Annotated in this window: 23 protein-coding genes and 2 pseudogenes; 9 read left to right on the top strand and 16 right to left on the bottom strand. The window is 70.6% G+C overall.

Features of this window, described 5'->3' with window-relative positions; translation table 11 throughout:
* From ACZ4MF_RS33500 to ACZ4MF_RS33520, 5 genes are all read right to left on the bottom strand, one after another.
* Positions 1–620: radical SAM protein (locus ACZ4MF_RS33500; RefSeq protein ID WP_467496017.1), on the bottom strand; the 620-nt coding region annotated here is incomplete at its 3' end.
* A 46-nt stretch (positions 621–666) separates the two neighbouring features.
* Positions 667–1122: an Lrp/AsnC family transcriptional regulator gene (locus ACZ4MF_RS33505; protein ID WP_071375597.1), complete on the bottom strand. Its 456-nt coding sequence runs from the start codon at positions 1120–1122 to the stop codon at positions 667–669.
* A 91-nt stretch (positions 1123–1213) separates the two neighbouring features.
* Complete coding sequence (locus tag ACZ4MF_RS33510; RefSeq protein WP_467496020.1) at positions 1214–1885, bottom strand: UbiX family flavin prenyltransferase; 672 nt, start codon at positions 1883–1885, stop codon at positions 1214–1216.
* A gap of 55 nt (positions 1886–1940) precedes the next feature.
* The gene (gene mqnP / locus ACZ4MF_RS33515) at positions 1941–2837 is read right to left on the bottom strand and encodes a menaquinone biosynthesis prenyltransferase MqnP (protein WP_467496022.1); all 897 of its coding nucleotides are present in this window, start codon (positions 2835–2837) and stop codon (positions 1941–1943) included.
* Positions 2834–4285: a menaquinone biosynthesis decarboxylase gene (locus tag ACZ4MF_RS33520; RefSeq protein ID WP_467496024.1), complete on the bottom strand. Its 1452-nt coding sequence runs from the start codon at positions 4283–4285 to the stop codon at positions 2834–2836. The genes mqnP and ACZ4MF_RS33520 overlap by 4 nt, the downstream gene beginning before the upstream one ends.
* Positions 4286–4361: 76 nt before the next feature.
* Between ACZ4MF_RS33520 and ACZ4MF_RS33525 the strand changes: the two genes are divergently transcribed.
* The 3 genes from ACZ4MF_RS33525 to ACZ4MF_RS33535 all read left to right on the top strand — a co-directional run bounded on the left by ACZ4MF_RS33525 (position 4362) and on the right by ACZ4MF_RS33535 (position 5785).
* Positions 4362–4679 carry a PLD nuclease N-terminal domain-containing protein gene (locus tag ACZ4MF_RS33525; RefSeq protein ID WP_467496026.1) on the top strand — a complete coding sequence of 106 codons (318 nt, stop codon included), beginning with the start codon at positions 4362–4364 and terminating at the stop codon, positions 4677–4679.
* A 96-nt stretch (positions 4680–4775) separates the two neighbouring features.
* Positions 4776–5438, top strand: a complete 663-nt coding sequence (locus ACZ4MF_RS33530; RefSeq protein WP_467496027.1) for a DUF6232 family protein — start codon at positions 4776–4778, stop codon at positions 5436–5438.
* Positions 5435–5785 (top strand): hypothetical protein, encoded by a 351-nt coding sequence (locus tag ACZ4MF_RS33535; protein WP_467496029.1) that lies wholly within the window; start codon positions 5435–5437, stop codon positions 5783–5785. Before ACZ4MF_RS33530 ends, ACZ4MF_RS33535 begins: the two co-directional genes overlap by 4 nt.
* Before the next feature lie 147 nt (positions 5786–5932).
* On the opposite strand, the gene ACZ4MF_RS33540 is transcribed toward ACZ4MF_RS33535, so the two are convergent.
* Together ACZ4MF_RS33540 and ACZ4MF_RS33545 are read right to left on the bottom strand one after the other, a co-directional pair.
* Positions 5933–7834: a serine/threonine-protein kinase gene (locus ACZ4MF_RS33540; RefSeq protein ID WP_467496031.1), complete on the bottom strand. Its 1902-nt coding sequence runs from the start codon at positions 7832–7834 to the stop codon at positions 5933–5935.
* 42 nt (positions 7835–7876) lie between these two features.
* On the bottom strand, positions 7877–8437 hold the full coding sequence (locus ACZ4MF_RS33545; RefSeq protein WP_467496032.1) for an LppU/SCO3897 family protein: 561 nt from the start codon (positions 8435–8437) through the stop codon (positions 7877–7879).
* An 88-nt stretch (positions 8438–8525) separates the two neighbouring features.
* On the opposite strand from ACZ4MF_RS33545, the gene ACZ4MF_RS33550 reads away from it, so the two are divergent.
* From ACZ4MF_RS33550 to ACZ4MF_RS33570, 5 genes and pseudogenes are all read left to right on the top strand, one after another.
* Complete coding sequence (locus ACZ4MF_RS33550) at positions 8526–9128, top strand: TetR/AcrR family transcriptional regulator (RefSeq protein WP_467496034.1); 603 nt, start codon at positions 8526–8528, stop codon at positions 9126–9128.
* A 39-nt stretch (positions 9129–9167) separates the two neighbouring features.
* Positions 9168–9616 (top strand): annotated as a pseudogene (locus tag ACZ4MF_RS33555) (nucleoside deaminase).
* 150 nt (positions 9617–9766) lie between these two features.
* The gene (locus tag ACZ4MF_RS33560; protein WP_467496036.1) at positions 9767–11185 is read left to right on the top strand and encodes a condensation domain-containing protein; all 1419 of its coding nucleotides are present in this window, start codon (positions 9767–9769) and stop codon (positions 11183–11185) included.
* A gap of 115 nt (positions 11186–11300) precedes the next feature.
* Positions 11301–13418, top strand: coding sequence for a hypothetical protein (locus tag ACZ4MF_RS33565; protein WP_467496038.1), 2118 nt, complete (start codon positions 11301–11303; stop codon positions 13416–13418).
* Entirely contained in the window at positions 13418–14977 is a 1560-nt protein-coding gene (locus ACZ4MF_RS33570; RefSeq protein ID WP_467496040.1) for an ABC transporter substrate-binding protein, read from the top strand. Before ACZ4MF_RS33565 ends, ACZ4MF_RS33570 begins: the two co-directional genes overlap by 1 nt.
* A 164-nt stretch (positions 14978–15141) precedes the next feature.
* Here ACZ4MF_RS33570 and ACZ4MF_RS33575 read toward each other — a convergent pair whose 3' ends face one another.
* The 8 genes from ACZ4MF_RS33575 to hemL all read right to left on the bottom strand — a co-directional run bounded on the left by ACZ4MF_RS33575 (position 15142) and on the right by hemL (position 23291).
* On the bottom strand, positions 15142–15543 hold the full coding sequence (locus ACZ4MF_RS33575; protein WP_467496042.1) for an SRPBCC family protein: 402 nt from the start codon (positions 15541–15543) through the stop codon (positions 15142–15144).
* A 25-nt stretch (positions 15544–15568) separates the two neighbouring features.
* Entirely contained in the window at positions 15569–16675 is a 1107-nt protein-coding gene (gene ccsB, locus ACZ4MF_RS33580) for a c-type cytochrome biogenesis protein CcsB (protein WP_356037763.1), read from the bottom strand.
* Positions 16672–18372 (bottom strand): cytochrome c biogenesis protein ResB, encoded by a 1701-nt coding sequence (gene resB / locus ACZ4MF_RS33585; protein WP_467496044.1) that lies wholly within the window; start codon positions 18370–18372, stop codon positions 16672–16674. The genes ccsB and resB overlap by 4 nt, the downstream gene beginning before the upstream one ends.
* A gap of 3 nt (positions 18373–18375) precedes the next feature.
* A complete protein-coding gene (locus ACZ4MF_RS33590) occupies positions 18376–19146 on the bottom strand; it encodes a cytochrome c biogenesis CcdA family protein (protein ID WP_356037768.1) in 771 nt (256 codons plus the stop codon).
* Position 19147: 1 nt separating this feature from the next.
* Positions 19148–19738, bottom strand: a complete 591-nt coding sequence (locus tag ACZ4MF_RS33595) for a TlpA family protein disulfide reductase (RefSeq protein ID WP_467496046.1) — start codon at positions 19736–19738, stop codon at positions 19148–19150.
* Between the two features lie 119 nt (positions 19739–19857).
* The gene (locus ACZ4MF_RS33600) at positions 19858–21126 is read right to left on the bottom strand and encodes a polysaccharide deacetylase family protein (protein WP_467496048.1); all 1269 of its coding nucleotides are present in this window, start codon (positions 21124–21126) and stop codon (positions 19858–19860) included.
* Positions 21127–21270: 144 nt separating this feature from the next.
* Positions 21271–21930: a histidine phosphatase family protein gene (locus ACZ4MF_RS33605; protein ID WP_467496176.1), complete on the bottom strand. Its 660-nt coding sequence runs from the start codon at positions 21928–21930 to the stop codon at positions 21271–21273.
* Between the two features lie 44 nt (positions 21931–21974).
* The gene (gene hemL, locus ACZ4MF_RS33610; RefSeq protein WP_467496178.1) at positions 21975–23291 is read right to left on the bottom strand and encodes a glutamate-1-semialdehyde 2,1-aminomutase; all 1317 of its coding nucleotides are present in this window, start codon (positions 23289–23291) and stop codon (positions 21975–21977) included.
* Between the two features lie 312 nt (positions 23292–23603).
* Here hemL and ACZ4MF_RS33615 point away from each other — a divergent pair, with 312 nt between their 5' ends.
* Positions 23604–24218 (top strand): hypothetical protein, encoded by a 615-nt coding sequence (locus ACZ4MF_RS33615; RefSeq protein WP_356037777.1) that lies wholly within the window; start codon positions 23604–23606, stop codon positions 24216–24218.
* A 67-nt stretch (positions 24219–24285) separates the two neighbouring features.
* On the opposite strand, the pseudogene ACZ4MF_RS33620 reads toward ACZ4MF_RS33615, so the two are convergent.
* Positions 24286–24564: pseudogene (locus ACZ4MF_RS33620) on the bottom strand (tyrosine-type recombinase/integrase); the annotation flags it as partial.
* Positions 24565–25168: the final 604 nt, after the last annotated feature.

Genomic DNA, 25168 nt, shown 5'->3' on the forward strand with positions numbered 1-25168 from the left:
TCGTGCGCCAGCCGGTGGATGCGGGACCAGTCCTCCCAGTGGGTGCGGTGGTCCACGATGTGCTGGCGGACCTCCCAGTCGAAGATCTCCGCGCCCCCGCCGGTCAGGGACTCCAGGCCGGCGTCGATCAGCTCGTCGAGGATCTCGGAAGCCGAGAGACCGGAGATCGTCTCGAAGTGGTGGATCTCCGTCGCCGTGAACGCCTTCAGCGACACATGCGGGAGGGCGGCCTTCAGCTCGCGCAGGGAGCGCGGGTAGTAGCGCCACGGCAGATTGGGGTGGAGGCCGTTGACGATGTGGAGTTCCGTGAGGTTCTCGCTCTCCATCGCCTTCGCGAGCCGGACGGCCTCCTCGATGCGCATCGTGTACGCGTCCTTCTCGCCCGGCTTGCGCTGGAACGAGCAGTACGCGCACGAGGCCGTGCACACATTGGTCATGTTGAGGTGCCGGTTGACGTTGAAGTGGACGACGTCACCGTTCTTGCGGGTCCGCACCTCGTGCGCCAGACCGCCCAGCCAGGCCAGGTCGTCCGACTCGTACAGCGCGATGCCGTCCTCGCGGGTCAGCCGCTCACCGGAGCGGACCTTCTCCTCCAGCTCGCGCTTGAGCCCGACGTCCATGCCAACACCTTTCTACGAAACCCGACCCCACCGTACGCCCTGCGGTTCACACCTCTTCGGGCAGCTCTCCGACCCGGTTCTCCCACTTGGTGGAGAGCACGATGGTGGTACGGGTGCGGGAGACGCCCTTGGTCCCGCTGAGCCGCCGGATGATCCGCTCCAGGCCGTCGACGTCGGCCGCCCGCACCTTGAGCATGAACGAGTCGTCTCCGGCGATGAACCAGCAGTCCTCGATCTCCGGCAGGTCCCGCACCCGCTGGGCCACGTCCTCGTGGTCGGCGGCGTCGGAGAGCGAGATGCCGATCAGCGCGGTGACACCGAGGCCGAGCTGGGCCGCGTTCACCGTCGCGCGGTAGCCGGTGATGACGCCGGCCGCCTCCAGCCGGTTGATGCGGTCGGTGACGCTGGGTCCCGACAGCCCGACGAGGCGCCCCAGCTCCGCGTACGAGGCCCGGCCGTTCTCCCGCAGAGCCTGGATGAGCTGCCTGTCCACCGCGTCCATGCGATCGAAGCCTTCCGGTGAAGAGTTCCGAGTTGATGAGAGGTAGTGCTGAGAGGTGGTGCTGTGCCCCGTGGGTACCGCGCCTGGCCGGCTAACCGGCGGATCCGCCGCCCAGTTCGCCCTTCCAGCGCCGGTACAGGCCGTGCTCGACGCCCGCCGCGTCCAGCACCCGCCCGGCGACGAAGTCCACCAGGTCCTGGATGTGGGTGGCGCCCGCGTAGAAGGCGGGCGAGGTCGGCACCACCTGGGCACCGGCGTCGTCCAGCGCGACGAGGTGGCGCAGGGTCCGGCCGTTCAGGGGGGTCTCCCGTACGGCCACGACCAGTGTCCGGCGTTCCTTGAGGGTGACGCTCGCCGCGCGCTGGAGCAGGTCCTTGGACAGCCCGAGCGCGACACCCGCCACACAGGCCGTGGACGCGGGCACGATGAGCATCCCCTTCGCCGGGTACGACCCCGAGGACGGCCCGGCCGCGAGGTCCCCCGCGCTCCAGTACCGCACCCCGCTGACGTCCACGTCGAAGGTCCCGGGCTTGCCGTCCGCCCCCCGGCCCAGCCATTCCCGCAGGTCGTCCTGCCAGTGGGCGTCCCGGAACGAGATCCCCGTCTCGTCCAGCAGCGTCAGCCGCGAGGCCCGGCTGACCACCAGGTCCACCGCCTGCCCCGCCTCCAGCAGCGCCCGCAGCACGGCAGCCGCATACGGCGTTCCGGAAGCTCCGGACACCCCCACGATCCAAGGCGCGCGCTGCTTTTCTCCTGCGTTCACACCTTGAGCGTACCGGTGGGTCGGGAACAGCTCAGGCCGGGTGGCGCGCCGCGCCTCAGGCGCTCAGCCCCCGAACCAGGAGGTCGAGCAGAGCGCACACGAACAGGGCAATGCCGATGAAGCCGTTGACCGAGAAGAAGGCCCTGTTGAGGCGGGACAGGTCGTGGGGGCGGACGATGCGGTGCTCGTAGACGAAGGCGCCCGCGACGATCAGCAGGCCGAGCCAGAAGAAGGCACCGGCGTGCGTGGCCAGGCCGTACCAGACGAACAGGGCCGTCGTCAGCGTGTGGCACACCCGCGCGCCCCAGATCGCGGCCGGGATGCCGAAGCGGGCCGGGACCGACATGACGCCGATCTCGCGGTCGGTCTCGACGTCCTGGCAGGCGTAGATCAGGTCGAACCCGCCGATCCAGATGCCCACGGCGAGGCCGAGGATCATCGCCTCCCAGGACCAGGAGCCGGAGATCGCGAGCCAGCCGCCGACCGGGCCCATCGCCTGGGCGAGGCCCAGGATCGCCTGCGGGAAGTTCGTGAACCGTTTGCCGTACGGGTAGACCACCATCGGGATGACGGCCACCGGCGCCAGGGCCAGGCACAGGGGGTTCAGCAGGGCCGCCGCGCCGAGGAAGACCACCAGCGCGATCAGAGCGCCCGTCCAGGCGTGCCGCACCGACATCGTGCCCGTCACGAGTTCGCGGTGGGCGGTGCGCGGGTTACGGGCGTCGATCTCGCGGTCGATGATCCGGTTGACCGCCATCGCGAACGTGCGCAGGCCGACCATGCAGATCGTGACCAGCAGCAGCCGGCCCCAGTGGATGTTCCTGTCCCATTCGTACATCGCGGTCAGCGAGGCGATGTAGGCGAAGGGCAGCGCGAAGACCGAGTGCTCGATCATCACCAGGCGCAGGAAGGCCTTCGTGCGTCCCGGCGGCTGGATAGCGGCGGTGGTCACAGGCCGTACTCCTTCCAGCGGCGGTCGACCTTCGCCGCCGTCTCCGGGTCCGACAGGACCATGTCCGGCCAGCCGCCGTCCCGGGTGTAGCCCTCCTCCGGCCACTTCTTCGTGGCGTCGATCCCCGCCTTGCCGCCCCAGAACTGCTGGTAGGAAGCGTGGTCGAGGTGATCGACGGGGCCTTCCACGACCGTGAGGTCGCGGGCGTAGTCCGTGTTGCCGAGGGCCCGCCAGGCGACCTCGTGCAGATCGTGGACGTCGCAGTCGGCGTCCACGACCACGATCAGCTTGGTCAGGGACATCATGTGCGCCCCCCAGATCGCGTGCATAACCTTCTGCGCGTGCTTCGGGTACTTCTTGTCGATCGAGACGATCGCGCAGTTGTGGAAGCCGCCCGCCTCGGGCAGGTGGTAGTCCACGATGTCCGGAACGATGATCTTGAGGAGCGGGAGGAAGAAGCGCTCCGTGGCGCGGCCGAGCGGACCGTCCTCCGTGGGCGGGCGGCCGACCACGATCGACTGGAGCAGCGGGCGCCTGCGCATCGTCACGCAGTCGATCGTCAGCGCCGGGAACGGCTCCTGCGGCGTGTAGAAGCCGGTGTGGTCGCCGAAGGGCCCCTCGGGCAGCATCTCGCCCGGCTCCAGCCAGCCCTCCAGCACGACCTCGGCGTTCGCGGGCACCTGCAGCGGGACCGTCTTGCAGTCCACCATCTCGATCCGCCGGCCCGCGATGAACCCGGCGAACAGGTACTCGTCGATGTCACCGGGGAGCGGGGCGGTGGAGGCGTACGTCACGGCGGGCGGGCAGCCGAAGGCGATGGCGACCGGCAGCCGGTCACCCTTTCGCGCCGCGACCTGGTAGTGGTTCCGGCTGTCCTTGTGGATCTGCCAGTGCATCCCGATCGTGCGCTTGTCGTGGCGCTGGAGGCGGTACAGGCCCAGGTTCCGGATGCCCGTCTCGGGGTCCTTGGTGTGGGTCAGCCCCAAGTTGAAGAAGGAGCCGCCGTCGTCGGGCCAGGTGAACAGCGCCGGGAGCCGGTCGAGGTCGACCTCGTCACCGTGCAGCACGACCTCCTGCACCGGGGCTTCCTTGATCTTCTTCGGCGGTACGTGGGCCATCGCGCCGAGCTTGCCGAAGGCCTCGCGAACGCCGACGAAACCGTGCGGCAGCTCGGGGCGCAGCAGGCCGCCGATCCGCTCGGAGATCTCGCCGTACGACTTCAGGCCCAGCGCCTTCAGCAGGCGGCGGTCGGTGCCGAAGACGTTCATCGCGAGGGGCATCGCCGAGCCCTTCACGTTCTCGAAGAGCAGCGCCGGGCCACCGGACTTCTGCACCCGGTCGACGATCTCCCCGACTTCCAGGTACGGGTCGACCTCGGCCTTGATGCGCTTGAGGTCCCCCTCGCGCTCCAGCGCGCGCAGCAGGGAGCGAAGATCGTCGTAAGCCATGCGTCCCAGTATCGGCCACCCGCTACTCTGGCCCGGTCACCGGGGCCGTATCGCACTCGTGGGGGGATCGCACGCCATGCTCAGGTATCTGCCGTTCCTGCTGGTCCTGGCTCTGTGGATCTACGCCTTCGTGGACTGTCTGAACACGCCCGAGGAAGACGTGCGGCATCTGCCGAAGGTGGTGTGGGTGATCATCATCCTGCTCTTCGGCGAGGTGCTGGTGGGCCCGGTCGCCTGGCTGATCACCGGCCGGGTGCGGCGGACGACGGTCGGTGCGGCCGCCGCCCCCTCCGCCGCGGGGCATCGCGACACCGCCGCGCGCTGGGTCGCCCCCGACGACAACCCCGAGTTCCTCAGGTCTCTCGGGAAGAAGGAGGACCCCGGCGGCGAGTGACCGCCCCAAACGACTTGCCCTCCCCCAACTGACCTGTGGTTAATGGTCGTTACTGAGATATCGGCGATTCGCTCGGCCTCTGGGGGACACACAGACATGCAACCGGCTCAGGATCCACCGCCCGCGCCCACCACTCCACCACCACCCGCCCCGTCCGCTCCGCCCGCCGCTGCGCCGTACATGCCGGACGTGGCCGCACCGCCCGCACAGCCGGCCGCCGTCAGCGTCGAGCTGCGGGTCAGCAAGCGGATCCTGTGGATCGGCGCGGCGGTGTACCCGCTGCACAACATCGCCCGCGTCTACACCTTCGTGATGCGCCCCAAGCGCAAGGAGGCGGTACTGCGCTTCCTGCGGAACACGGGCATCATGCTGATCGTCGGGTTCCTCGCGATGCTGCCCGGACTGTTCGCGGGGGCCGGCGGCGGGGACAGCTCCGGCGCGAACGGCTACGTCACGTTCATATGGATCGCGGCCTTCGCCGCCGAGATCTACTTCATCACCGATCTGTTCTCGGTCCTGCTGGCCTCCGACCACCACGTCCTCGCGGTGGAGACCTCGGGCGCGTCCACCGCGCTCGTGACCAGCCGGACCCCGCAGTACCTGGACCAGGTCGTCGGCCAGATCTCGTACGCCATCGACCATCCGGACACCGAGTTCAAGGTGACGGTGGAGAGCCTGCACTTCTCGCCGAAGAACTACTACTTCGGCGACAACGTCAACATGTACGGCGGCAGCGGAAACGTGGGGATCAGCGGATGACGAGCAACTACTACTACGGCGACAACGTGAACATGCACGGCGGCCAGGGCAACACGGGCATCGTCAGGAACTACGCGGCCGCCGGCGCCGGGCAGCAGGATCCGGCGCTGGCCGCGGCCCTCGCCGAACTGAACCGGCTGGTCGGCGAGTTGCGCTCCCGGGTGGCGGCGCCCGACGCCCAGCTGCTGGACGACTCGCTGCCCGCCCTCAGCCCCGACGCCGACGTGCCCGCGCAGCAGCGGCGCGGCGCGCTGATGGCGATCGCCGGGATCGCGAGCACCGTCGGCGCGGTCGGCCAGCCGGTCGCCGAGGCGGTGCGGGCGATCATCGGCATGATCAGCGGCTAAGCGCTCCGCTGGAAGTACCGCGAGGGGCCGTCGTTCGTCTGCGGCGCCGTCGTGGCTGGTCGCGCGGTTCGACCGCCCCCCTTCGGGGCGCGGTCGAACCGCAGCGGACTTCGCCGACCCCGCTTGGCCCCCGCTACGGAGACGGGCTCACGTCCTCGCCCAGTTCTGCGAGGACGTGCCCGACTGGCAGGTCGCCTCGGCCACGCCGCCACCGAAGGCGAGGTCGAGGCAGCCGCCGTCGTAGACGGTGCGCAGGGAGTTGCCCGAGCCCGTCGTCCACCGCAGATTGGCGCCGCCCTGCGAGCAGTCGCCGACGAAGACGGCCTGGCCGTTGCCGTTGGAGCTCAGGCAGGCGCCGGTCGAGGCGTTGACGACCTTGACGCTGCCGCCGGAGGCGCTGCGGAAGGTCCAGCGGGCGGTCGAGTCCGAGCAGGAACCGAGGCCTGTGGAGCCGTAGACCTGGATCAGGCACTTGTCGTTCTCGCCGTTCTGCAGGCGGAAGGACCCCGAGCCGCCACTGCCGCTCCCGCCGGACGAGCCGCCCGAGCCGCCGGAACTGCCGGAGCCTCCCGAACTGCCGGAGCCTCCCGAACTGCCGTTGCCGGAACCGGAGTTGCCTGCGCCACTCCCGCCGCTCCCGCTGTTCCCACCACTCCCGCCACTCCCGGCTCCGGATCCTCCGGCCGAACCGTCCGTCCCCTGGTGACCGCCCTGGTCCTTCTTCGCGTCACCGCCGCCGCCCGCGACGCCCTTCTTCTCCCCGTTCGCCGGGGAGGACGAGGACGAGGACGAGGCCGAGGACGAGCCCTTCCCGGACGGTGCGGACGATCCGGAGGAACTCGCCGAGGAGCCGCCGGGGCCGGGATCGGCCGACGCGGAGACGGAGGCGCCGGACCTTCCCGCAGCGCCCTTCCCCTGCGCGTCCGTGGCGAACGGAACCAGCTGGAAGGCCAGGGTCGCCGCACCGGCGCAGACGACGACCGGCACGACGGCCAGGACGACCCGCCTGCGCCGCCGCTCCCGCTCCGGCCGCTCCGGCCGCCGCGGCACGTCCGGCCGTATGACGACCTCGGGCTCCTTCCCGGCCACGGTCGGCTCGGGTGCGTCCGCCGCCTCGGCCACGTCCCCCGCCTCCGGTACGTCCGCCGCGAACTCGGCTCGCCTCCTCAGGTGTTCGGTGACGGCGGCCGGCCACGGCGGGGTGCCGGCGGGGACGTGGGCGGCGGTCAGGTCGAGGAGTTCGGCCGCGCTGGGCCGGCCCTCGGGGTCCTTGTCCAGGCAGGACGCGACGACCGACGCCAACTCTGCGTCCAGGGCGCGCAGTTCGTCCAGATCGGGCCGCTCGTGCACGATGCGGTACAGCACCGCGTGTCCGGACTCGTCGCCGAACGGCGGGCGGCCGGACCCCGCGTACGCCACCACCGAGCCGAGGGCGAAGACGTCCACGGCGCCGGTCAACCGCCGGGCTCCGGAGGCCTGTTCGGGCGACATGTAGGCGGGGGTGCCGACCACCATGCCGGTCCGGGTCAGCTGGCTCTGCTCGGCGGCGCGGGCGACGCCGAAGTCGATGAGGGTGACGCCGTCGAGGGTCAGCATCACGTTGGACGGCTTGACGTCCCGGTGCACCATGTCCAGCGCGTGCACCGCCGAGAGTCCGGCCGCCGCGCGGTGCAGCAGCAGCCACAGCGACGCGGCCGGCAGCGGGCCGCCGTGCGCGTCGACCGCCTCGCGCAGGGTCAGCCCGGGCACGTACGCGGTGGCGAACCACGGCGGCATCGCGTCCCGGTCCCCGGCGAGCAGCGGTGTGGCGGCACCTTCGGGCAGCCGGGAGAGGTTGTCCAGCTCGTGTCCGAAGCGCCGGACGAAGTCCTTGTCCTCGCCGACGACCGACGGCAGGACCTGTTTGACGGCTGCGTACTTCCCGTCGTGCACACCGAGGTAGACCCGTCCCATGCCACCGGCCCCGAGGCGTCCGACCAGCGGGATCGACCCGATCCGCCGTGGATCCGCGTCCTCCAGCGGCTCGACTCCGACCTGTTCCCCGTTCAACTCTTTCCCCCTGTGGATCAGTCGACTTCCGGCAACCTACGGTCAGCGCGCGTACGACCCGAGGCCCACCAGGCAGTAGACGTAGGAGTTGATCGTCGCGCCGTTCCACGTGTAGCGGTACGAGAAGGCGTACTGCGTCCGGGAGTTGTCGTTGCAGCGGCTCAGGTCCGTGGTCAGCGGGATGGTCTCGATGACCTGGTAGTGCGCGTCGGACGCGGAGCACGAGACCTCCTCCACGCCGCTGACGGACTGCGCGGTGGTGGAGTCCGGCAGGGTGCCGTTGAGGCAGGTGCCCGAGGTGTACGGGCTGGGCTCGGGGCTCGGGCTGCTGTACGGGTCGCCGCTGGCGTAGGGGTCGCTGCTCGGCGTGTACGGGTCGCCGGTGTGGGGATCGCCGCTCGGCGTGTACGGCGCGCTCGTCGGCGTGTACGGCGACGGCGACGAACCGGCGTCGTCGGACGAGCCGCCCCCGCCGCCGCTGTGGTTGATCACCACCAGCAGGATCACGACGAGGGCGACGACCCCGAGCACGCCCAGACAGGCGGCGCCCTGCTTCGGCGGCTGGGACGGCTGGGGCGGCTGCGACGGCTGGGGTGACGACATGGGCGGCTCCCGGGTGTGAGGATGGGCACCACGAGTGTGGTGCAGCAGAGCACTGTTCTAAAATTTCTTTCTAGAAAACTATTCCAGTATGAGCCGGAAACAACAACGCGGTGAAGCGACCGTCGAGACCGTCCTGGACGCTGCCCTGCGCGTATACGCGCAGGAGGGCGACCAAGGGCTGACCGTGGGTGCCGTCACGAAGGCGAGCGGGGTGAGCCTCGGCAGCCTCTACCACCACTTCGGCAGCCTCGACGGGCTGTTGAACGCCCTGGTCATGCGCTGGCTGGAGCGGCTGCTGGGCGAGCTGGTCAAGGCTCTGGAGGGGACCCGTACCGCCCACACGGGCATCCGGGCCCTGGTCGGCGCCTACTTCGACTTCGTCCAGGAGCACCCGGCCGCCGCCCGGCTCCTGCACTCGGCCTACGCCGACCGTCAGGGCATGGCCGACGGGCAGCGGCTGCGGGACGCGCAGGAGGCCCGCCTGTCGCCGCTGGCCCAGTGGGCGCAGCGGTACGTGGACGCCGGCGAGATCGCTCCGCTGTCCGGGCCGCTGATCGAGTCGCTGGTCCTCGGGCCGGTGACCGCGGTCGCCCGCCGCTGGCTGTCCGGCACCGGGGACGTGGACCTGGACGAGGCCGCGCTGGTCCTGCCGGACCGGATCTGGCGGTCGGTCGGCGCGCAGCCGGCGTGAACGCCGACCACGGCGCCTTCGGCGGGGAACAGTGACCGTATGGAACAGGAACAGGCCCGCGCCTGGCTCGCCACCGCCCTCGCCGAGGCCCGCGCCGGGCTCGCCGAGGGCGGGATCCCCGTCGGGGGGCCCTCTACGGGCCCGACGGCACCCTGCTCGGCCGTGGCCACAACCGCCGCGTCCAGGACGACGACCCCTCGACACACGCCGAGACGGCGGCCTTCCGGGCGGCGGGACGGCAGCGCACGTACCGCGGCACGACCATGGTCACCACCCTCTCCCCCTGCTGGTACTGCTCCGGCCTGGTCCGCCAGTTCGGCATCTCCCGGGTGGTGATCGGCGAGGCCACCACCTTCCACGGCGGCCACGACTGGCTCGCCGCGCACGGTGTGGAGATCCTGCTGCTGGAGGAGGCGGAGTGCGTCGCGCTGATGCGCGCCTTCGTCAGGGACAACCCGGACCTGTGGCACGAGGACATCGGTGACTGACCCCTCGGTCACCCTCGGTTAATCAACCCCGCGTTCGCCCCACCACCCGATCCGCTGAAATGAACCGGCCGCGCATGTCCCCGCGCCTCCCCTCGGCATTGCCTGGAAGGGGGCCCGCAACCAGGGGCCCCCTTCTGCGATGGGAGACGCGTGCGAATCACTGACATCCAGCGCTGCGAGGTCCGGCCGGGACGGCTCGTCGAGTGGACGCTGAGCCCGGCGACGGTCGCGGCGGCGACGGCGGTCCCGGAGGACACGAGGCCCCCCGCCTACATCCAGGAGTCGCACATCCGGACCGCCAAGCGCGTCCGGGAGGACGGGCTGTTCGTGCCGACCTGGCTGGGCACCGCCTTCGACATCCCGGGCGCGGTCGACCTCGACGTGCTCCAGGAGGCGCTGCGGGCCTGGACGGTACGGCACGAGACGCTGCGCAGCGGCTTCCGCTGGGCCGGAGACGCCGGTGACGAGCTGCGCCGGTTCACGCTCGACGCCGCCGACGTGTCGCTGCACCGGGAGGACGCCGGGGACTTCCCGGACTGCGAGCCGCTCGTGCGCCATCTCCAGGGCCGCTTCGACTCCGTCGCGGACGCGCTGCGCTGGCCCAACCTCATCTACACGGCGGTCGTACGGCCCGACGATGTCAGCGTGTACATGGCCTTCGACCACAGCAACGTCGACGCCTACTCCCTGCAGCGCATCCCCGCCGAGGTGCACGAGCTGTACACGGCGGGGCTGACCGGTGCCACGCCCGACTCCGGTGACCCGGTCGCCAGTTACGTCGACTTCTGCCAGATCGAGCGGGCGGACGCGGACGGCATCGACGCCCGGCACGCGATCATCGACCGCTGGCGCGCGTTCATCCGGCGCTGCGACGGGACGCTGCCCGGCTTCCCCGTCGATCTGGGCCTGGAGCCGGGCGGCCCGCTGCCGCGCCAGCGGATGCTGTGCGAGCCGCTGGCGGACGCGGCCGAGGCGGCGGCGTTCGAGGCGTACTGCCGGCCCTACGGCGGCAGCCAGGTCGGGCTGCTGGCCGCGACCGGACTGATCGTGCACGAGCTGGGCGGAGCGCCCGTGTACCGGACGGTCGTGCCGTTCCACACCCGGGTGAAGTCGCGGTGGAGCGACTCGGTGGGCTGGTACGTCGGCGGCGCCCCGATCGAGGTCCCGGTCGGCCGTGCGACGGAGTTCCGGGGCACCCTGCGGGCCGTGCGCGACGAGCTGCGCGCCAGCCGGCCGCTGTCCCGGATGCCGCTGGCCCGGGTGCTGAGCCTGCTCGGCGCGGACTTCCGGCCGACCTCACCGGACCTGTACTCGATCGTCTCCTACTGCGACGCCCGCACCATCCCGGGCGCCGAGCACTGGGCCGAGCAGCGGGCGCACGGGCTGATCCGGGTGTCGTACGGCGACCAGGTGTGCGTGTGGGTGAACCGGCTGCACGAGGGGCTGTGGCTGGCCGGCCGGTACCCGGACACGGACGTGGCGGCGAAGAACCTGCGGCTGTACGTGGAGCGGCTGCGCGATCACATCGCCTCCGTCGCGCACGGGAGCCTCACCGCGGCGGTTTCCTGACCCGGAACAGACATCGCCGTTTTTCGTAACCCAACGGACACCACTGACTCTGGTCCGGAGCAACTTCCCCTTCTTACACTGCTGTTGAGGGGGCGATCGTTGAGGGGGGCGATCGGTGGGCAGACGGTTGCACGGACGCGGGGCGCTGTTCGACGCCGAACCGGCCGGTCTCGCACCACGGCTGATCGGCCTGCGCCCCCATCATCACCGCGCCACGCCCCTGGAGCACCCGGACGAGCCGCCCTTCGTCGTGCTGACCGGCACCCGGGGCCTCGGCAAGAGCGCGGTCCTCGCCGAGCTGCGGGACGCCTATCAGGGGCACACACCGGTCGCGCTGGCCGACTGCGCGGAGGAGCAGTTCGCCCGGCCGCCGGTGGACCGGCCCGCCGACTCCTGGTCGCCGCTCGCGCAGGCCCTGCTGGTGATCGCCGAGCAGCTCGCGGAGCCGGTGACCGGCGCCCGCCGGATCACCTTCCCGCGACTGATGACGGGCCTGGTCGCGGTGGCGGCCGGCGGCTGGAACGACGCCGACTCGGAGCGGATCCGCCGGGAGGTGGAGCGGATCCTGCTGCTGAACGAGGGCGGCTCGCGCTTCGGCGGCTTCGCCGGACGCTGGGCCGGAAAGGTGGCGGCCAAGGTGGTCGCCGCGGCCACCGGCACCGGCCCGCTGGTCTCGGGCGCCATCGAGGCGACCCTGGAGGCGATCGCCGAGGGGTTCGCCGGCCGGCGCCACCAGAAGGCGTCCGAGTGGTACCGGACGTACCCGAACGCGGGTGGCCACGCGCAGCGCGGGCTGATCCTGCTCTCCCGGCACTTCCGCGAGGACGGCCCGGCGCGCGAGCACGCCGAGCGGTATCTGGTACGGGCCCTGCTGGCCGACCTGACCGAGGCGTACAGCGGGGTGCTGCCGAGGATGCAGCGCCTCGGCCGGCCGCTGGTGCTGCTGGACAACGCGCAGGCGGCGCCCGGTCCGGGACTGGTGGCCGCCGTGCTGCGGGACCGGGCCGAGGGCGTCCGCGACCAGGTGGCGTTCGTCGCGGCCCGGCGCGGCGAGGGCCGGGCGGAACTGCGCAGCGCGGCCCGGCGGGAGCTGGCGGAGGTGGCCCGGCGCACGGACTGGGCGCCGGACGCGACGCCCTCCTCGCGGGCGCTGCTGGTGACGCTGCCGCCGCTGAGCGCCGACGACACCCTGCACCTGGTCGGCTCGGTCTGCGGCGACCTGCCGGTGCCGCCCCATCTTCCGCACGCCGTGCACCGGCTGACCGGCGGCAACCCGCAGGGCATCGTGCTGCTCGCCGAGTCGGCCGCGCAGAACCTGCCCGGGGCGTCCTCGCTGGGCGAGCTGCTCACCGCGCCGGTGCGGCTCGCCGAGGACCAGCCCGGCGTCCCCGCCTACGAGGCGCTGCTGGACCGGCTGGTGCCGCCCGAGCACCTGGCGGAGCTGACCGTGCTGGCCGCGGCCCACGGCCACGGCTCGGCCGGCGCGCTGGCCTCGGCGCTGCTGCCGGACACCTTCGGCCCGGCGGACGTACGGGAGTTGCGGACCCTGCTGGCCGCGGAGGGGCTGCCGGTCGTGCCGGGCCGGTTCGTCGGGGACCGGTTCGTGCGCACGCTGCTGCTGCTCCGGCTGCACCTGCTGGACAGCGACCACCGGTCGTGGCGCACCGCGCACGAGACGCTCGTCGCCCACTACACCGCACCCGAGCACGCCCGCTACCGGCTGCACCACGAACTCGCCCTCGGCGTCACGGAATCCGCGGTCCGCGAGCTGCGCGACACCTTCGCCACGGCGGACATGCGCGGCTGGCTGCGCACGCTGCGCTTCGCGGCCTCGGCCCCGTACTTCCACGCGCACGACGCCGAGGGCCGTGACTTCACCGGGCGCGGCGACGGGCGGACCGCGGTGGCACTCGGCCGCACGGACGCCGACCAGGCCGTACCGGAGGGCGCGGACGCCGTACTGCACTTACGGATACGGCGGTTGCTGCACGCCGTGTGGCAGCTGGCGGACCCGCTGGTGCTGCCGGACCCGCAGGTGTGCGACCGGCTCCGGTTCGAGCTGGAGCAGCTGTCCAACCTGCGGCCGGCGGCGGGCGCGCTGCTGTGGCGGGCCTCGCGGGACTGGCCGGCGGCGGCAGTCGCCGGGCGCCCGATGACCGGGCCCGACGATCCCGAGGACGGCGGGGACGGCGGGGACGGCGGCCCGGACGACCGGAACAGGGGGGAGGCGTGATGGCACGCAAGGGTGTGGGGACGTGGTTGCGCGAGGGCGTGTGGGAGATCCCGCTGCGCCGCTATCTGGCCCTGCTGCTGGCGGCGGCCCTGGTGACCGGCCTGGTGTTCGCGGTCCGCGTCCTCGCCCACGACGACCGCTCGTGCGCGCCCGGGGTGTCCCGGCCGCAGCACAGCGACGAGTGCGTGGGCGTGGCGACGGGGCCGGGGCCGTACGACTTCGGGCAGGACCGGCTGACCGACGCCGCGAAGGCGATCGCGCGGGAGAACGCCCGTCTGAAGCCCGGGAGTTATGTGACGGTCGCGCTGATGCTGCCGTACACCTCCGGCTCCCCGACGATGCTGAACGACATCCAGCACCAGCTCCAGGGCGCCTACCTGGCGCAGTACCAGGCCAACCACGACTCCAACGGGCAGTCCCCGCAGATCCGGCTGGTGCCGGCCAACCCGGGGGCGACGGGCACGTACTGGCAGCGGACCGTGGACCAGCTGGCGCGGATGACGACCGGCACGGACACGCTGCGCGCGGTCGCCGGCGTCGGGCAGAGCACCGCCGCCAACAAGGCGGCCGTCGCGGAGCTGACCAGGCTGCACATCCCGGTGATCGGCTCCTCCATCACCTCCGACGACCTCGCCAACGGCCAGGGCGGCAAGGACCCCTACCCCGGCCTCGCCCGGGTGGCGCCGACCAACACCGACGAGGCCCGCGCGCTGACCAAGTTCGCGCAGCTGAAGCAGGGCAAGGCGCTGCTGGTGTACGACAACCCCGGCGACCCGTACACGACCACGCTCCAGAAGTCGTTCGCGGCGCTGCTCAAGGGCTCGCGGTACGAGCCGTGGCCGTTCACCCCGCCGGCGGACCGCAGCCAGGAGGGGACGACCGCGAACACCTTCCGGCAGATCACGGACCTGGTGTGCGACACCGACCCGGGGACCGACACGATCCTGTTCGCGGGCCGGCACGTGCAGCTGCGGCAGTTCATCAACGCGCTCGGCGCCCGCGGCTGCCAGGACCGGAGGTTCACCGTGCTCACCGGCGACGAGGCGTCCTATCTGACCTACGAGAAGGACCTGAACCGGGACGCCCTGCGGCACAACCTGTCCGTGCTCTTCACCTCCCTCGCCCACCCGGACGCCTGGATGAAGAGCCCGCCGGCGACCGGCGGCTCGCAGGCGGACTTCGCCACGCTCCAGACCCTGCTGACGTCCGCCGTGCGGTCACCGGTGGGCCCCATCGGCTCGGTCGCCCTGGACGACGGGCAGCTGATCATCGGCTACGACGCCGTGCGGCTGGCCGTGCACGGCATCCGCGAGGCGGTCCAGCCCGGCAAGGCGGTCCCGGCGCTCGCGGACGTGGGCCTCCAGTGGCCGCAGGTCAAGGGCAGGACGCTGCGGGTGAACGGGGCGAGCGGCTGGATCTGCCTGGACGTGCACGGCAACCCGTACGACAAGGCCGTACCGATCGTGGAGCTGACCCCCGAGGGCAGCGCACGCTTCGTCCGGGTCGCCTGGCCGGAGGGAAAGCCGCCGTCCCCGGACTGCCTTCCGCCGGCGACCTAGCGGGAGTCGTTCGGATCATCCCGGCGTCGCGGGCCCTGGCACGCACTCCCCCAGTGGGGCACCCCCAGCGGCGTTGTCGTCGATCGCCGACTTCGCCCACGACCCCGCTCGGGTCAGCCGGCAGGCGCCGTTCCTCACGGCCGGCCTGATCCAAACGACACCCCCTAGCCCCGCCCCAGATATTCGATCAAACGTTCGAACCTGGTCCGCCACGCGGCCTCGTTCTCCCCTTCGCCCCGGAACTCCCGGGTGAAGCGCAGCACGCTCGCCGTGTCCCCGTCCCGCTCCAGGTGGAACCGGATCCGGCCGCCGCCCTCCAGGGTGTACTCGGCGACCCGGTCCACGTCCCAGGCCGTGACCCGGCCGGAGCCCAGCTCGGGCAGGCTGACCGCCCCGTCCAGCCGGGGCTGGAGAAAGCCGACGGCGGTGCACCACCCCGAGAGTCCCTCAGGGGTGGCCACCGCCGGCCAGACGTCCTCCATGCGCTTCGGGAGCCGCACCAGGAAGTGGAGTATGTGCGCGTTCCCGTGGGTCTGACTGGCGCCCTGCGCGATGGAACCGCTCATGACACCAGTGTCACCGACCCCGCGGTCACACGCCCGCGTACGAGTGCTTGCCCGTGACGAAGATGTTGACGCCGTAGTAGTTGAACAGCCAGCAGCCGAAGGCGATCATCGCCAGATAGGCGGCCTTGCGGCCCTTCCAGCCGGCCGTCGCGCGCGCGTGCAGGTAGCAGGCGTAGGCGACCCAGGTGATGAAGGACCAGGTCTCCTTCGGGTCCCAGTTCCAGTAGCGGCCCCAGGCGTCGCCCGCCCAGATCGCGCCCGCGATGATCGTGAACGTCCACAGCGGGAAGACGGCCGCGTTGATCCGGTAGGCGAACTTGTCCAGCGAGGCCGAGGCGGGCAGCCGCTCCAGCACCGAGGTCGCGAAGGCGCCGGGCTTGCCGCCGGTCTGGAGCTTGGTCTCGTAGGAGTCCTTGAACAGGTACAGGATCGTGGCGACCGCGCCCACGTAGAAGACCGCGCCGCAGAAGATGGCGGTGGAGACGTGGATGTACAGCCAGTACGAGTGCAGGGCCGGGACCAACTGGTCGCTCGCCGTGTAGAGGACGGTGACCGCGAGGCCGAGGTCGAGCAGGACCGTGGTGATCAGGAAGAGGCCGAGCCAGCGCACGTTCTTCTTCAGGGCCAGCAGCGTGAGGTACACGCCGACGGCGACCGTGGAGAAGGTGATGTTGAACTCGTACATGTTGCCCCACGGGGCACGCTCCACGGAGGCCGCGCGGGCGACGACGCCGGCCAGCTCCACCAGGAACGCGAGCACCGTGAGGGAGACGGCGACCCGGCCGAACAGGTCGCCCTGCGCGTCACCGCCGTGCGCGCCGGGGCCGTCCGGCACGTCCCGGGCGCCGGACGCCGCGCGCACGACGACCTTCGGCCGCTCCAGCACGGCGGTGCCCCCGGCCTTCTTCACGGTGACGGCGGGCCCGCTCGCCTTCCCCTTCGCCTCGCCCTCGGCGGTCAGCGCGCTGGCCGTACGGGCCACCTTGCTGCGGCTGCCGAAGATCCATTCGAGGATGTACGCGAAGAAGGCCAGGGTGTAGACGGCCATGGACGAGTAGATGAGCGTGTTGCTCATGCTCGCCAGGTGTTCGTTGGTGGCGACGGCCAGCTCGGTCGCGGCGGCGAGAGTCACTTCTCAGCCCCTTCGGGTACGACGGAAGATTCGGTGGATTCGTCGTCGGCGTCGGGGGCTCCCGGCGCCTGGTCGTAGAGGGTTCCGGCGAGGTCGCCCAGTTCCTCGGGCACCTTGGCGGACTCGCTGCGGCCGAGCCCGGCCATCTCGACGACCGTCACGCCGTCGGCGCCGCGCACCGCGCGCACCCACACCCGGCGCCGCTGGATGAACAGGGACGCGGCCAGACCGAAGATCGCCGCGAAGGCACCGCCGAGCGCCCAGCCGCTGCCGGGCTCCTGGACGATCTCGAAGCCGGCCCACTGCTTGATGTCCTTCTCGAAGGTGATCGAGCCGGCGCCGTTCGGCAGTGTCATCGTGTCGCCGGGCTGGAGCAGCTTCTTCAGCAGCTGGCCCTTGGAGTCCTTGAACTCCTTCATGTGCGTCTTGTCGAGCTGGTACACGCTCTGCGGGATGCCCGAGTTCACGCCGAGGTCGCCGTGGTAGGCGTTCACCGCGAGCAACGGGTTCACCAGCGCCGGGAACGCCGAGAGCATCGTGCCGCTCTTCGGGTCGAAGGTCGGCACGAAGAAGGCCTGGAAGCCGAGCTGGTCCGAGACGCCCTGCCCGTTCTTGTAGCCGTCCATCACCTTGATCACGCCGTTGGAGGTGACGTTGCCGTCGAGCGGCAGCAGCGGCACGGCGTCGTGGTAGACGACCTTGCCCTTGCCGTCGCGGACGGTGACGACGGGCGCGTAGCCGTGGCTGACGAGGTAGACCTTGGCGTCGCCGATGTGCAGCGGGGAGTTGACCTTGATGGTGGCCGACTGCTCCTTGCCGTACGCGCCCTTGCTGTAGTCGATGTTCGCCTGGTAAGTGCGCGGCGTGCCGCGGTTGGGGCCGCTGACCTCGTAGGTGCCGGTGAACTTCTTCAGGTCGAAGCTGAACGGTTCGAGGTCGTCGTTCTGGAACATGCTGCCGGACTTGAAGTCGTCGTACTGGAGGATCGAGTTGGAGAACCCGTCCCCCTCGACGACCAGCTTGGTGCCGTCCGACTTGTACATCTGGCCCCAGGCGAAGGCGATCAGCAGCACGATCAGGGCGACATGGAAGACCAGGTTGCCCAGTTCGCGCACATAGCCCTTCTCGGCGGCGACGGCGTCACCGGCGACATGGGCGCGGAACCGCCTCTTCTTCAGCAGCGCGAGCGCGGCCTCGCGGACCTTCTCGGGATCCTCGGTGGTGCGCCAGGTGGTGTAGGCGGGCAGCCGGTTCAGCCGCCTGGGCGCACCCGGCGGGCGGCCGCGCAGCTGGCCGACGAACTGCCAGGCGCGCGGGATGATGCAGCCGATGAGGGAGACGAAGAGCAGGATGTAGATCGCGGAGAACCACACCGAGCTGTAGACGTGGAACAGGCCGAGCTTGTCGTAGATCGGCGCGAGCGTCTTGTGGGCCTTGCTGAAGTCGTCGACCTTGTTGAGGTCGGCGCCGGACTGCGGGATCAGCGAGCCGGGGATCGCGGCGAGCGAGAGCATCAGGAGCAGCAGCAGCGCGACCCGCATGGAGGTCAACTGCCGCCAGAACCAGCGCGCCCAGCCGATGACGCCGAGGCCGACCGGGGCGGAGAGCTCCTCCTGTGGGGCCGTGGACAGCTGGGAGCCGGCCGCGCCCAGCTCCTCCCGGTCCCGGCTGCTCTTGTCGGTGTCGGTTGCGCTCATCGGTCAGATCCCCACAGTGAAGCCGTTGGACCAGGTCTGCATCTGCTGCACCAGACTGTCCCAGGCGCCGGTCAGCAGCAGCACACCGGTCGCGATCATCATCGTGCCGCCGATGCGCATCACCCACACATAGTGGCGCTTGACCCAGCCGAAGGCGCCGAGCGCCTTGCGGAAGGCGAGGGCGGCGAGCACGAAGGGCACACCGAGGCCGACGCAGTAGGCGATCATCAGCACGGCGCCGCGGCCGGCGCTCGACTGGTTCATGGAAAGGAGGTTCACGGACGCGAGGGTCGGTCCGATGCAGGGCGTCCAGCCGATGCCGAACAGGGCGCCGAGGACGGGCGCGCCGATCAGGCCGGCGGTGGGCCGCTTGTGGAAGCGGAACTCGCGCTGGGTGAGCCAGGGCATCAGCCCCATGAAGAAGACGCCCATGACGATCATGAGCACGCCGAGCACCTTGGACAGCGTGTCCTGGTACTCGCGCAGGGTGGAACCGAAGAAGCCGAACAACGCCCCGCCGGAGACGAACACGGCGCTGAAGCCGAGCACGAACAGCGCGGCTCCGCCGATCATCCGCCCGCGCCGGGCCTCGGCCAGATCGGTGCCGGCGACACCCGTGACGTACGAGAGATAGCCGGGCACCAGCGGCAGCACGCAGGGCGAGAAGAAGGAGACGAGCCCGCCGAGCAGGGCCACCGGCAGGGCGACGAGCAGGGCGCCGTTGAGCACCGTCTGGTTCTCGCCCGTCGCCGCGAGCGTCACGAGGGCACTCACGTCACTTCTCCGCGAGGACGGGCTTGAGCATCTTCAGCAGGGCGGTGTCGTCGAGCGCCTCCAGGGCCCGCGCGGCGACCTTGCCGTGCTTGTCGATGACGAGCGTCGAGGGGATCAGCTGGGGGTTGAGCGTGCCCTTCTTGAACCGGAGCATCAGCCTGCCCGTCGGGTCGTACAGGCTCGGGTAGGTGATCCCGTGTTCCTTCTCGAAGTTCACCGCGGGCGTGGTGCTGGTGTCCCGGGTGTTGATCCCGACGAACTGCACGCCCTTGCCCTCGTAGGTCTTCGAGACCTTGGCGAAGTACGACGCCTCTTCCCGGCACGGGCTGCACCACGAGCCCCAGACGTTCACGACGACGACCTGACCCTTGAAGGAGGCCACGTCGAGCGTCTTGCCGTCGATGGTCTGGCCGGACAGGTCCGGGGCGGCGTCGCGCTTGCCGAGGGGGGCGGTGGAGATGCCGTTGTTGCCGGTGACGAAGTTGGTGTTGCCACCGCCGCCGGAGGTGCCGCCCTTGCCGCACGCGGACAGGGTCAGGGCCGCGACAGCGGCTACGACGCTGAGCTGGGCGGCACGGCTACGGGTACTCATGTGAAAAGTTTCGCATGGCGGTTCCGGGGATTTCGCGCACCCCCCTGCCGGGCGGAAAACCGCATTTCAGGGCGTACTTACACGGGACATTTCCGGCAAGGAGGAACGTGCGCGGGACGTCAGGCGAGGAACGTCTTCCAGCCGCCGACGGGCGCCTGCCCGGGAGCCAGGGTGCGCAGCTTGGCCAGCACCTCGGGCTTCTGCACGTCGATCCAGTCGGCGAACTGCCGGAAGGAGACGAGGCGGACGTCGGCGCCCTTCTCCTTCGCCTGCGCGATGTGCTTGAAGGCCTTCTCGACGGCGTCCATGTAGATGCCGCCGTTCCAGTGCTCGAAGTGGTTGCCGATGAAGAACGGTGCCCGGTTCGAGAAGTACGCCCGCTTGAAGCCGGCGATGTACGCCCCGGCCGCCTGCTCGCGCCAGCCCGGGTAGTTGTAGGCCGGCGCCTTGGTCGTGTTCTGCGACTGGTTGAACATCATGTTGTAGTCCATCGAGAGGACCTGGAACTTCTTGCCGGGGAACGGGATCTCCTGGAGCGGGAAGTCCCACAGGCCGTGCTTCTTCACCGGCCACATCTGCAGACCGCCGGGCGAGGAGGCGTCGTAGCGCCAGCCCAGTTCGCGGGCGGTGGGCAGCAGGTTCTCCTGGTTGAGCAGGCAGGGCGTACGGCCGCCGACGAGTTCCTTGTCGTAGTCGAACGGCAGGGCCGGCATGTCGGTGAAGCCGGTGTTGGTCTTCCAGTTCTTCACGAAGGACTTGGCCTGCTTGATCTCGCTGTGCCACTGCTCGGGCGTCCACCACTTGACCGAGGTGTGGGCGTCGCCGCAGAAGTGGCCGTTGAAGTGGGTGCCTATCTCGTGGCCTTCGAGCCAGGCCCGGCGGACGTTGGTGATCGTCGCCTTGACGTGCTCGTCGTTGAGGTAGCCGATGTCGGAGGCGCCGATCCTGTTGTTCGGCGGGTTGTACATCCGCTTCTTCGACTCGGGCAGCAGGTACAGGCCCGAGAGGAAGAAGGTCATGCTCGCGCCGTGCTCCTTGGCCAGGTCCAGGAAGCGCGGAAAGAGGCCGTTGCCGACCTCGCCGGCGCCGTCCCAGGAGAAGACCACGAACTGCGGCGGGGTCTCGCCCGCCTCCAGCGGCCGGGGGGCGTCCGGCTGGTGCGGCTGCTTGCCGGTGAAGGAGGTGGAGCCGTCGCCGATGAGCTTGCCCTGGGGCGCGCCGCTCGCGTCGCCGCCCTGTCCGGACTTCCCGTCGTCGGAACCGCCCGAGCCGCCGGCGCCGCCGGACGACTTCTGGCTCCCGCAGCCGGCGAGGGTGGCGGCTGCAGCCGCGCCCGCGCCGAGGCCGAGTATTCCCCTGCGGGAGAGGGTGCGGGAGACGGTGCGCATGGAAGATCCCCGATTCGTCGCGCCTGTTGAGTCACTCAATGAGAGGGCACGACGGCCGGGGAGGTTCCGATAATTCTTATGCTTTTCGCAATAGTTGCGACAAAAACGATCTAAGTACTGTCAAAGACCGTCAGGAAATGACCATCAGGCTCCGAAGGCCTTGCCCTGAGCAGCGTTCTTGCCCTTCTGCGGCTTGGCACCGGCTCGCAGATGGGCCGGGACCAGATCGATGGCGGGCTCGCTGTAGCCGACCGACACGATCTTGTCACCGAGGTAGGTGAACGACGTCAGGGAGGCGAGGGTGCACTGCCGCTTGCGCGGATCGTGCCACAGCCGGCGCCGTTCCACATAGGACCGGACGATCCAGATCGGCAGCTGATGACTGACCAGCACCGCCTCGTGCCCGCGCGCCCTGTCCTTCGCCGCGTTCAGCGCGGCCGTCATCCGCACGACCTGGTCGATGTACGGCTCGCCCCAGGACGGCCGGAACGGGTTGACGAGGTGCTTCCAGTTCTCGGGACGCTGCAGCGCGCCGTCCCCCACCCCGAAGGTCTTGCCCTGGAAGACGTTGCCGGCCTCGATGAGCCGCTCGTCGGTGTCCAGGTCGAGCCCGTGCACCTTGGCGATCGGCGTGGCCGTCTCCTGCGCCCGCTCCAGCGGCGAGGCGCAGACATAGGTGATGTCGCGGGGCGCGAGGTGCTCGGCGACCCGGTCCGCCATCTGCCGGCCCAGCTCGGAGAGGTGGTAGCCGGGCAGCCGGCCGTACAGGATCCCGGTCGGGTTCTCCACCTCGCCGTGCCGCATCACGTGAACGACGGTGACGTCCTTGCTGCCGTTGAAGGGGGTGCTCACGCGGTGGCCTCCGCAGCCGCTCGGGCCGCCGCCGGAAGGGCGTCGGCGATCTTCTGGACGGCCCGCTCGTCATGGGCCGTGGACACGAACCAGGACTCGAAGGACGACGGCGGCAGATAGACGCCGTTCGCGAGAAGGGAGTGGAAGAACGCGGTGAAGCGGTACGACTCCTGGCGCTTGGCGTCCTCGTACGTCCGCACCGTCCGGTCGGTGAAGAAGACGGAGAACATGTTGGACGCGTGCTGCACCCGGTGCGCGACGCCCTCCTTGCTCAGCGCCTCGCCGACCAGGCCCTGGATCTGCGCGGACACGGCGTCGACCGTCTCGTACGCGGCGTCGTCCAGCAGCCGCAGCTGGGCGAGCCCGGCGGCGGTGGCGACGGGGTTCCCGGACAGCGTGCCGGCCTGGTAGACGGGCCCGGCGGGAGCGAGGTGCGCCATGACGTCGGCACGCCCGCCGAAGGCGGCGGCCGGGAAGCCGCCGCCCATGACCTTCCCGAAGGTCATGAGGTCGGGCTTGACCCCCTCGACCCCGTACCACCCGGCGCGGCTGGTGCGGAAGCCGGTCATGACCTCGTCGGAGATGAAGAGGGCGCCGTTCTTGTGGCAGGCGTCCCTGAGCCCCTGGTTGAACCCGGGGTCCGGCGGCACGACGCCCATGTTGCCGGGCGAGGCCTCGGTGATCACACAGGCGATCTCACCGGGGTGCCGGTGGAAGGCCTCCTGCACGGCCTCCAGATCGTTGTACGGCAGCACGATCGTGTCGCCGGCCTGGGCACCGGTGACACCGGGGGTGTCGGGCAGCGCGAAGGTCGCGACCCCGGACCCGGCGGCGGCGAGGAGGCTGTCCACGTGGCCGTGGTAGCAGCCCGCGAACTTGATCACCTTGGACCGCCGGGTGAACCCGCGGGCCAATCGGATGGCGCTCATGGTCGCCTCGGTGCCGCTGCTGACGAGCCGCACCTGCTCGACGGGCTCGACCCGGGCGACGATCTCCTCGGCGAGCGCGACCTCACCCTCACCGGGCGTGCCGAAGGACGTACCGTGCGCGACGGCCTCCTGGACGGCGGCGATGACCTCGGGGTGCGCGTGCCCGAGGATCATCGGCCCCCAGGAGCACACGAGGTCGACGTATTCGCGCCCGTCGGCGTCGGTGAGGTAGGCCCCCTTGCCCGACACCATGAAGCGGGGCGTACCGCCGACGGCGCGGAAGGCGCGCACCGGGGAGTTCACACCGCCCGGCGTGACGGCGGAGGCGCGGTCGAAGAGCGCCTGGGAGACGGGCGCGTCGTAGGGATAGGGCGTTTCGCTCAGGGCACTCATGGTGTGCGGCTTCTCCGGCTTCTCGGACTCCGGTGACGTGGGTGACCTCCTCAGGGTAGGCCGCGGTTCGCCCGGCGAGCGGCCGACCTCCGGATCGAAGCCGCGCCATCTGCGAGACTGAGATCTGATACACACAGCTCATGGACACGTAGTAGTCCACGTAGTGGTCAGGGGCTGTTGAAGATCCTGCGGACTGGTGTTTCACCGCACGTTTCGGCGGGCGGCCGTGGGGGAGGTCACTGACACGATGATCGGGTTGCGCGGCGGGGGCCACGGGTCCTAGAAAAGCAGTCGGGTGGAGATATGCATCGCGGTGGCGGACTGGGCGAGGGGACTGATGACCTGGGTCCTCGACGCGCCCGGCGGGGAAGGCACCGGCGCGACGCGGAGGAGACGACCGAAGCACGTCGGGCTGACGCGCATCAGGCGCACGGCGCACCGGGCGACCGCCTCGGAGCGGGGAGCAGGAATGGTGGTCGGGTGGGGGTGACGTACAAATACTTCGGGGCGCCGGACGGCGCGACCGCGGCCCGCGTCCCCATCTCGATGCGTCCCGAGGAACTCGGCGGCGACGAGCTGGGCATGAACGGCATGTTCACCAAGATCAAGCCGGAGACGATGGCCGCGATGGTGCTGACGGGCATCGAGGGCGTCCCCCTGCACAAGGTGCCGCCCCTCGAACTGGTCGTCCTGCACCCCGACTACGCGGTCGTCAGACTCCCCATGACGGTCGTCGACCCCCTGCGCGGCATCGGCGAGGAGGCGGTCGGCGCGGCCGCCTTCATCTGGTCCACGGTCCCGGACCGCGGCGGCCCACGGGACGCCTTCAACGTGTACCAGCTGCTGCACGAGTGGCAGGACTTCAGCCACCGGCTGCATGAGGCGGGGCATCAGCCGTATTGCTTGGTTTGGCCCTGATCTGGGGTTTCGTGGTGTTCGGGCGGGGCTTTCGGGTCCTGCTCTTGCTGGTGCCTGAGGGGGTCCGTCAGGCGGCCAAGGCACATTGAGGGCACATGGGTTTGGACGGGGGTACTGTTGTGCCCTGGGCGGCGGGCGGCTCGCCGTCGTCCTCCGCCTCGGCTTCCGTAAGGGCGTCGTCGATCACCTTGCGGGTGCGGGTCTCGCTGGACGGCAGCAGGTGCGTGTACGTCCGCAGGGTGAAGCCCGGGTCCGAGTGGCCGAGGTACTCGGAGAGCGCCTTGATGCTCTCCCCCGCGTCCAGGAGCACGGAGGCGTACGCGTGCCGGAGGGCGTGCATGCCAACGCCCTGCACCTTCAGGAGGCCCGAGCGGCCATCGCCCTCTTGGGGGACGCGGTCACGCCCGAGGGACTTCGGGCTGCCGTCGCCCGCAGCAGGCCGATCCCTGGGACGCCCGGATGCTGCCGACCGATTGGCGAGGGTGTTGCTGGGGGCGGCCATCGGGTAATGCTGGGCGTTGTCCACACCCGTCGGCGGCGCACGACGGGCCCAGCAGCCTGAAGGCCGGGGCAGTTGTCGTAGCACTGGGCGCCGTCTGGCTGTCACACGGTCGACGCGATGAGCCGTATGACCTATGCGCACACCGGCCTGATCGGTCACGCCCCGGAGAATGGCGACCGCGACGAGGCGAGCGCTGGGCCCGGCCGATGGCCGCGACCGATGGAGAGCCCGGACCGAGGGTTCCTGCGCCCCGCGCCAGCCCGTAATCAAGGCCCCCGTAGGCGGAAAATCACCTCGAACAACTGTGCGTTGATCGGATAGCGTGACCCCCGATCGGCCGACGTCGCGCCTGACCAGCGCTGGATGACGGGCGGCCGGACTACGGAGGGGAAAACAACTTGAAGAGGACAACTGTCCGTCGTCTCACACGGACGGGCGCCACAGTCCT

This window comes from Streptomyces sp. NPDC025793, from assembly GCF_055558375.1.